The following is an 8,084-nucleotide window of genomic DNA, read 5'->3' on the forward strand; positions in this document are numbered from 1 at the left end:
TTTTCGACCTGTCGGGAAGCTGATTGGGCTGCAGATACGATGGAGATGAATTGTGATTCGGCAGCAGGCAAGACGAGGGCCGCAGCAGTCGTACCAGATGGAGTGCCCATCGACGGATTACCTGAAATACTCGAGTGACTGCCACTGCTAATGATGGCGAGGAAGACGACAACAGTCACAACGACGGAAAAACCTCCGACAATTCTCTTGCCGATGCTCCAACGTTGTGGCGGTTCCGGAGGGGGAACAGCACTCGAGAAGAGTGAATTCGTAACAGTGTGCTGAACCACAGGTGATGATCCATTAGGCGCGCCACACTTGCCACAGAACGCGTTGTCCCGCTCAATGGACATACCACATTTGGTACAAAACCCTGCGGGAGCCATATCAGTCGGTCTCCAGTTCCTTCATCCAATTCATCGGGAAAGTCGACTGCATTATACCCCTATGTCAGGCCGTTGCCACAAGCGCCGTCATTGATCCTGTTCGGTACTTTTGGGTGATCTGTGGCGTGAATCGCGGTCTCTCTCGCCCTTGCCCTAGAGGATGTAGATCACCATGCGCTGGCTGCCGATGTCCTCCACCTTGATCCGCGCCACTTCGGCCACGCTGACGCCCGGCGGCAACGTCTCCCGTACGATCTTCAGCTTCTCTGAAATCGACCGCTAGCGACGAACGCGACGCGGACTCACTTCCAAACCATCGGCCATGTTCCGATCTTCACGCTCGACGCGCTCCGCAGCTAGAAGGGAAAGTTCGTACGCTTACAGTGAAATCACCACACGAAAAAGAGCACGACGAAACAAGCCGGCGCAAACGCGCCGATTAGAACCCAACCGATCTCTGGATCAATTGCAAGCTCAAATCATTCGCGAGTACAACAGGCTCAGGGCTCGGATTCAGCCGTTGGCTCCGCTGGCGCCGAGGTCGAAGCGCCAGCGGGAGGTAATGTCCCTCACTTCGAAAGCGCTGTGGCTTTGCTACCCAAATGACGTTCCGATTTTCGATGACTATGCGCTCCGGGCGATTCAGGTCATTAGCAAGATCTGCCGGATTTGTCCAATGCCAGATCAAGGACTCTACGAATCTTTTGTTGATGTCTGGCTGCAGTTCTATGACAGGATCCGATCTGTGATTGAGAACTCTGACCTTCATGGTTACCAGTACAAAATGAGGGTGTTAGATGGATTTCTTTGGTATCTGGGAAAACCGGACTTCGAGGTCACGGTCGCGTCCCGAGGGATCGATTCAACGGAGTGAAGGCTGTCAGGCAGAGTCGGACTCTGTTGCTTCTGCGGATGTATTCGGATGAATGCGTTCGAAGACCTCTCGAGCGAGATGATCTTGTGCAAGCATACGAAACTGCTTGTCGCTCATTACTCGTCGGAAGATCTCATCGTTGCCTTCCATGCGCTGGATAAACAAGTCGTCGAGAACCCGGCCAAAGAAGTCTGAAAAGTTGCCGAGGCTGTTCGCCTTGGCTGCCTCGACAATCTTCTCATCGCGCTCAGCTGTGGCGCGCACCTGATCGAAAAACAGCTGATCGGCCTCGGTGAAGTCAGTGCCAAACCGCTCGTTGAGCTGGTCGACAAGCGTGGAAAGCGGAACGTCTTTATCAGTTTGCGCTCCGGTGCCTACGTCGGTTGGTCCCTTGAGCGGGTCCGCCTCACCTCGCGACAGGTCGATCGTGCCATCGCTCACCTGTTGCAAACGAAAGAACTTGAGGGCCACGTCATCGTCGAGCGTGAATTTGGCGCCGTCACCGGGTAAGGGCAGTTTTGAAATCAGATTGCGTACAAAAGCATACAGTCGCTCCAGCTCCTCGTCGAAATACGGAAGTATTTGTGACAGAAAACCGTACAGGTTGCGAAATGTTACAAGCAGTCCCCGAAATTCCTCCTGTTCCACCTCCCCACGCTCTTTGAAACGCGCGACACAGCGATCCAGGACGGCATTCATCAGCCGATGATCTTGGCCGCTCGGATCACGACGTGCTTTGAACCAAACAGCAGCGAACTCCATTACGTCCTGCGGCGTAAAAATGGCGGGCTGTAACAGCTTGTGGTGCAGCTCATTGAGCTTCTGCGGATCCACATCTTCGCCGACGGGAGTCGCCTCGTAATAAGGCTTGAACGATTTGAAGATGTCATCTTCCTCGTTACGGAAGTCGAGGACAAAAGTGCGTGTCTTGCCGGGGGCCGTGCGGTTGAGGCGAGAGAGAGTCTGCACTGCCTGTACCCCTGCCAACCTCTTCACAACATACATGGATTGCAACAAAGGCTGATCAAATCCAGTCTGATATTTCTCGGCGACAATGAGCACGCGGTAATCTTCACCGGAGAAACGCTCGGGGAGCTCGCGTTCCGACAAACCGTTGTTCATACCTACTTCGGTAAATGTAGACCCCGGCTGGTCTGGATCCAAGACCGTGCCGGAGAACGCGACCAACGCGCGGATACCGGTGTAGCCTTTGCCTTTGATGTAATTGTCAAATGCCTGTTTGTACTTGACGGCAGAGAGACGTGAGGCAGTAACGACCATGGCCTTGGCTCGCCCACCCAACTCGTGCATCACCTTGAGCCGGAAATGCTCGATTATCACCTGCACCACTTGTTCAATGTTGACGGGGTGCAGCTCCAGGAATTGACCGAGTGCCTTCGCAGCCGCCTTCTTTGGCACTTCGGGATCATTCTCGATCTTCTTGATCAGGCCGAAAAAGCGCTTATAGGTCGTGTAGTTCTGAAGGACGTCAAGGATAAACCCTTCATTGATCGCCTGCCGCATCGAATAAAGATGGAATGGTGAGGCGCCCGATGGCCCCGGCTCATCAAACACTGCCTTGGTCTTGAACTTCGGCGTGGCAGTGAAGGCGAAGAAGCTGAGATTTGGCTGGCGCGCCCGGCTCATCATCTCCTTGAGGATGGCTGCCTTTGTCTCCTCAGATAGTTCATCGTCTTCTTCATCGCTAAGCTGTGCGGCGATAGCGTCGGCAATTCCGTCCTTGTTCAGAATGCCTTTGAGCGCCGCGACCGTCTCTCCGGACTGCGAACTATGGGCCTCGTCCACGATCACGGCAAACCGCTTGCCCGCGGTGTTTAGTTCCACCTCTTCGCCCTTCTTCTCTAGGGTGCGGATCGCCTGGCTGATGAAGGGAAATTTCTGAATTGTCGAGATGATGATCGGCGTCCCACCGGCCAGCGCCTTGGCAAGCTGCTGCGTATTCTCCTCGATCTTCTCGACAACTCCAGTTTTGTGCTCAAACTGGTAAACCGTGTTCTGCAACTGCTGGTCAAGCACACGCCGGTCGGTGATGACGATGACAGAATCGAATACCTTAGCGTCGGCAGCGTTATGCAGGCCCGCCAGCCGATGCGCGAGCCATGCGATGCTATTCGATTTGCCCGAGCCCGCAGAGTGCTGAATAAGGTAGTTGCGCCCTGGCCCATGCACCCGAGCGTGGGCAACGAGCTTCCGCACAGAATCGAGCTGGTGGTAACGTGGAAAGATCGCCGAGGACGATCTGGTCTGTTTCCTCATCTTTGATGAGCATGTCTGAGCAGCAGATCGCCCAGCTTTCGTCGTTGTACTCCTGCCCGTAGAGGCCCAGATTGGCCTTCCTGTTTCCAGCGCGGATCGTTGCCTCTGAGACTGATAACATGCCGCCCGTGCCGCAGGCAGGGTCGTAAATCTCACGGTACACGCCCGGCTTGTAGACGTCTTCCTCGCCCGTATAGACGAGGTGAGTCATGAGCCGGATCACCTCGCGGGGCGTGAAGTGGTCACCAGCCTCTTCGTTCGCCTGCTCGTTGAACTTCATGACGAGGTATTCGAATATATAGCCCATCTCGATGTTGCTGATCCGATCCGGGTGCAAGTCGACACTGGCCATCGCCTTAACGATTATGAACAAGCGGTTGCTCGAATCGAGCTTCTCGATCTGGTCACCGAACTTGAACTTTTCGAAGATGCGTCGTGCCGTTTCGGAGAAACCATTGATGTAGGCAACGAGATTGGGTGCAATGTTTTCGCTGTCGCCCAGTAATTTTTGGAACGTGAAGGGGCTGATGTTATAGAGGGGCTGCTTGCGGTCGAAATTGACCACTTTAGTGAGAAGACGCGGTAACGCCTTCTCAGGCGTGTGCGCAGCCTTTAGCCGCTTGTGCTCCTTGAGCACCGCTTCCTTAGTTGGCTCGAGCACGCAATCGAGCCGGCGCAGCACAACCATCGGGAGCATGACAAGCCGATATTGCGGCGGACGGTATGGTCCGCGCAGCCGGTTGGCGATCTCCCAGATCTTATCCGTGATTTCCTTGTGACGTTCGGTTAGCAAAGTGCCTCCATTGTAATAGCGGTGGCGGTCTTCTCGATCCGCCTGGTGTACAAACGGATACTTAGCTCAGCAAGGGAATCAGGTTACTGCTACTGCTACCCGGCTTCAGAATCCCTGATTTGGATAGAATGGCAGCTCGGAGAATGAGAATGTCTGATCAGATGACTTGGTGGGTACCCATCTAAAGGACAATGAAACTCCGAGCCGATCGATGGCAGTTCCATGGCGACGAGCAGAGCCGCCTACTGTGGATGAATAGAGAAAAGCTCTTGTTGATCGTATCGCTGAACTGATCAAGACCAATCGCAAGGAAGATCGATGGGCGTTGGATGTTGAGTTCGAATCAATCTGCACCATGGGAAACTGCGAGTTGGAAGAGGCGATTGGCCTGCCCTCCATTCGCTGCGGTTATTATCTATTTCCCGAACTGTCTTTCGAGAGCAGATTCGAATGCTCGGTACCGAACCAAAGAATCGGGCATTAGGTAGAAGGCCCAGAGTGCGAGCCAGTGTCCAAACCATGCGATCGGGGTGATAGCGTCGGTCTTGAGTTCAGCTGGCCGACAGCGCTGAATGATTTCTGTGACGGGCAAAGCAGCAGGTGCAGCGCCTTTCGGTAGCTTGCCATTCTGCTCCGCATAGGCCAGTTCCCGTTGAGCTTCGATAATGATCTGTTCGCCGTAGGAGCCCGGGAAACTCTCCCTTGTTAGCCAATCGCAGATTTCCTTGCATCCTCGAATCGAAGCTTGAGCTTGCTTCAATGCCAGCGCCTCGCCTTCTCTGGCCTTTTGGGCGGCCTTCGCAGCTTTCGCACAGCGAACAAGCTGATTGGTGGTCAGTTTGCCGTCGCGGGCAAGCAATTGATCTGCCCTTGGAGCCTCGAGCGCTTCAAGCAGATGGCGAAGCAAGGAAGGACTGCACTGCACCGCCTTTGCGAGTTTGTTCAGACTGGTGCCGGACCGGCGGAGGGCGCGCACCCTCTGAGCGCGATCAAGATCGTGGAGTGATCCCCACTTTGATTGGAGAGTTGAAATGGGCCCGGAATTGTCTTTCATAGATAAGAATTCCCTCTGCACAGCATATTTCGCCACACATAAGTATGAACCTGTCGATCGCAACCTGCGATTGCTCAGCGCCTGAGCACGGTTCTCGCAACGACTGGAGCTGAAAAACGCGCGTTGCGCAGGCCATTTCCAGCTAGTGCGCAACGAGGATTGCGCCGATGACGCCGTTGCGCTAGTCAGATCCACGACGAGCGCAATGAGAATGGATGATCTGGGGCGTTGCGTCAGTTGCAATTGTCTGAACGAGGCGATATTGCTGGCAGGAAGTGCGAATTAGATGGAGTTTGGTCACTCAAAAAGCGAAAACATCGCTTTTGGGTGTGAGTTACTAGCAGAGAATTGTCCCTTGTGTACCCCGAAAAGCAGCGAAAAGTGTCAATGCCAGGAGGGAAAAAGGGCATTCTCCCGGTCTGGCGCTGTCAAAACACCAAGAAGAAATGCTCGGTCGATTGGGGTGTGGAAACCAACTATTTTCGGTTACCAGAAAGGCACTCCCTTTCGAAAGCCGGCGGGCGAGGATATCCGAGCCGCCGGCGGCACAGAAAAGGCACCTGATCGATAGAGAGAACGAAGCCATCAAGAACCCCTGAACCAGATAATGGATCCGTTCTCGTAATCGAGGAACGGGAATAAAGCGACGACAAAAATCTTCCATCTATATGGAGAGAGGCTGAGGAAGTCAGAAAGAGAGCCTGCGGTCCCAGATCATGGATAGCTTCAGTCTGACGCACAGGCAGGATGAAGAGACCATACGATCCCCACCCACGCTGATCAGAGCGGAGACTGGTGCGGAAATGACACGGAATCGAGAGGGCGACTTCGATCGCGCACGCGCGAGGGCTTTTGTGTCCGCAAGGATGAAGAGACCACCTGAGCATCACGCGAGAGTATGAGAACGCCGGAAAGAGTGGCGGCATGGAATCACAGGATGGTTCTCGGCCTGGCGCGGGCGCGTGAGGTTTTTGTGGTGCGGCAGGACGGAGACACCTGGTGTTCACCCAGGATCCGCGCCGACATATCGGCGGCGCTGGTCGAGACGGATGAGAACTGAAAGATCCGGCCTGGATATTCTTTGAGCGAGATGCCGTGGGGAGTGGCCTCTTCGATGGTGCCGGAGATCTCATCGATGGGGGCAGTGAAGTGTCGATCGGTCATTTTGATGACCGATTCTCTAGTTTGTTTCACCCGGTTGAGGATCTTCTCGTATTCGATTTCGAGTTCGGTATTTCCCTCAGCTTCTTTACCGACGATCTGGCGATAGGTGTTGTACTCACGTGAGTAGGGAGCTACATCTGCCAGGATGGCCATCTTGTGGATGGATGGATAATCTTCGGATTTACCCTTCGATCAGTCATAGCTTTGGTGCATGCTTATATGCGTTCATACTCATTATGTGGTTCAAATCGGGCGCAACCCTTGACAAGGGGCGCATATGAGGAGTACGGAGTATATGAGTATGACAATTAACAATCAAGAAGACTTCCACCGGGTCCAGCGCCTGGTCTGGGGCCGGTTCTTCGGCCTTTTTATCCAGAAGGGCCGCGAGAGGAGAGGATACTCGGTGGAGGAAGTAGCCCATCTGGCCGGCATGGAAGCGTCTGAATGGCTGGCTGTTGAGGCCGGCGGCGTTCCGGAGACTGCGGCGCAGTTGCGGCTGATGGGTGCAGCCCTCCAGTTCAGCAAGGTGCAGCTAGCTACGGTCGTCCATCTCTGCCAGGGCGCCTGGAAGGCATAACCTTCTCAGCCGCCGCCCCCGGATCAGCGGGGGTACTGGCGGCGGGTACTCACAATCCCATATGCTCACCTCCAGAGGAAGGAGGTGAGAACAATCAAGACAAAGGAAGGAAAAGGGTTAAAGCGCTTGAATGTAAATATCAGCGAAGAGCTTCATCGCCGCTTCAAGTCCGCAACCGCAGCGCAGGGCCTCGAGATGACCGATGTGATTCTGGAATGGATCCAGAAGTATGTCGACAAGAATGGACCTGTAGCTCCCAAGAAGGGCAGGCGCGCATGAAGCGCGCCGTGCTCTATATGAGGGTCTCCACGGTCGATCAGCATCCGGAGACACAATTACACGACCTGCGTCAGATGGCCACCCAGCGCGGCTATCAGATCGTCCAGGAGTACACAGACCGAATCAGCGGCACCAAGGCCAAGCGGCCAGGGCTGGACCAGATGATGACGGACGCACGCCGCGGTCGGTTCGACGTTGTCCTGGTCTGGGCGTGCGATCGCATCGCACGCTCCACACGCCACTTCCTGGCGGTGCTCGATGATCTAAACCGGACAGGCGTCGAGTTCGTCTCGTTCCGAGAGAACATCGACACCGGCGGCCCGCTGGGCCGGGCCATCGTCATCATCATCGCTGCCATCGCTGAGTTGGAGCGCTCGCTGATCGTCGAAAGAGTGCGTGCCGGCATGCGGCGCGCACGGCTTGAAGGTCAACGAATCGGTCGAACTCCGCTGATCCTGGACAGCGCCGCTATCCAACAAGACCGTCAGCGAGGCCTGAGCATCAGACAGATCGCAAAAGGACACAGCGTTTCGACGGCAACAATCCAACGTGTCCTTCGAAAAACAGCCTGATCAGCCCCTTTTCGATGTGTAACAAAAGGGGTCTCAAAACCAGCCCGCCAAACCACACAAAATAAACAGCCGGATCTCCTCGATCCGGCTGTGACAAAAACTGTA

General features: G+C 54.9%; 8 protein-coding genes. 3 read left to right on the forward strand and 5 right to left on the reverse strand.

The genetic code is table 11. The annotated features are described in order from the left end of the window. From WCA10_RS06375 to WCA10_RS06395, 5 genes are all read right to left on the reverse strand, one after another. A partial coding sequence (locus tag WCA10_RS06375) for a zinc ribbon domain-containing protein (RefSeq protein WP_472821669.1) occupies positions 1–386 on the reverse strand: 386 nt, incomplete at its 3' end. An 880-nt stretch (positions 387–1,266) separates the two neighbouring features. Then, positions 1,267–3,477, reverse strand: coding sequence for a type I restriction endonuclease subunit R (locus WCA10_RS06380; protein WP_472821670.1), 2,211 nt, complete (start codon positions 3,475–3,477; stop codon positions 1,267–1,269). Then, positions 3,389–4,330: a type I restriction-modification system subunit M gene (locus WCA10_RS06385; protein ID WP_472821671.1), complete on the reverse strand. Its 942-nt coding sequence runs from the start codon at positions 4,328–4,330 to the stop codon at positions 3,389–3,391. The genes WCA10_RS06380 and WCA10_RS06385 overlap by 89 nt, the downstream gene beginning before the upstream one ends. Before the next feature lie 415 nt (positions 4,331–4,745). Further along, complete coding sequence (locus WCA10_RS06390) at positions 4,746–5,384, reverse strand: hypothetical protein (RefSeq protein WP_472821672.1); 639 nt, start codon at positions 5,382–5,384, stop codon at positions 4,746–4,748. 930 nt (positions 5,385–6,314) lie between these two features. Beyond that, complete coding sequence (locus tag WCA10_RS06395) at positions 6,315–6,701, reverse strand: hypothetical protein (RefSeq protein ID WP_472821673.1); 387 nt, start codon at positions 6,699–6,701, stop codon at positions 6,315–6,317. Between the two features lie 142 nt (positions 6,702–6,843). On the opposite strand from WCA10_RS06395, the gene WCA10_RS06400 reads away from it, so the two are divergent. The 3 genes from WCA10_RS06400 to WCA10_RS06410 all read left to right on the forward strand — a co-directional run bounded on the left by WCA10_RS06400 (position 6,844) and on the right by WCA10_RS06410 (position 7,979). Then, complete coding sequence (locus tag WCA10_RS06400; protein ID WP_472821674.1) at positions 6,844–7,128, forward strand: helix-turn-helix domain-containing protein; 285 nt, start codon at positions 6,844–6,846, stop codon at positions 7,126–7,128. A gap of 84 nt (positions 7,129–7,212) precedes the next feature. Then, positions 7,213–7,407, forward strand: coding sequence for a plasmid partition protein ParG (locus tag WCA10_RS06405; protein ID WP_472821675.1), 195 nt, complete (start codon positions 7,213–7,215; stop codon positions 7,405–7,407). Then, positions 7,404–7,979 (forward strand): recombinase family protein, encoded by a 576-nt coding sequence (locus WCA10_RS06410; RefSeq protein WP_472821676.1) that lies wholly within the window; start codon positions 7,404–7,406, stop codon positions 7,977–7,979. Before WCA10_RS06405 ends, WCA10_RS06410 begins: the two co-directional genes overlap by 4 nt. Positions 7,980–8,084: the final 105 nt, after the last annotated feature.

The organism is Occallatibacter sp., from assembly GCF_049582745.1.
Lineage (GTDB): Bacteria > Acidobacteriota > Terriglobia > Terriglobales > Acidobacteriaceae > Telmatobacter.

Coding starts and splice junctions, on each gene's coding strand:
- WCA10_RS06390 (WP_472821672.1), bottom strand. CDS start 5,384: ATGAAAGACAATTCCGGGCCCATTTCAACTCTCCAATCAAAGTGGGGA.
- WCA10_RS06395 (WP_472821673.1), bottom strand. CDS start 6,701: ATGGCCATCCTGGCAGATGTAGCTCCCTACTCACGTGAGTACAACACC.
- WCA10_RS06400 (WP_472821674.1), top strand. CDS start 6,844: ATGAGTATGACAATTAACAATCAAGAAGACTTCCACCGGGTCCAGCGC.
- WCA10_RS06410 (WP_472821676.1), top strand. CDS start 7,404: ATGAAGCGCGCCGTGCTCTATATGAGGGTCTCCACGGTCGATCAGCAT.